At 64.6% G+C, this 381-nt stretch carries 1 protein-coding gene; it reads right to left on the reverse strand.

Features of this window, described 5'->3' with window-relative positions:
• The coding region (locus tag AC3XQU_RS23195) for a hypothetical protein (RefSeq protein ID WP_489876509.1) at positions 1 to 354 on the reverse strand (354 nt) is incomplete at its 3' end.
• Positions 355 to 381 lie beyond the last annotated feature (27 nt).

Raw genomic sequence — 381 nt, forward strand, 5'->3', positions numbered from 1 at the left:
TACGAAGGCCGCTTTGAAGGCGAGGAAGCCTCCTCTGGCTTCGTCCAGTGCAACGCGGGTGCCGTATCCGAAGCGCTCCATGAACCCGGCGAACCCGGATGAGGTAATGTCGCCGTCGGCCGCCGAGAAGGCTGCGCGGAAGGCGCGTATGCCGCCGATGGCCTCGCCTAGAACCTTGCCGAGGCCGTTGGACGGGTCGAGACCGAGGGCCTTGACGAGATCCGGTGTCAGGGCTCCGGATGCTATCCCGGCTTGGAATGCTGAGAGCCGGGCCAGGAAGGTCGACAGCGTGGTCGCGAAGACCTTGGCTCGTTCCTCTGACTTAGCGAACGCGGCTGGCAGCCGGTCGTTCATGAAGCCGTAGAGCGATGAGAGTGCTGG

The organism is Telluria sp. AZSoR62 (assembly GCF_058111565.1).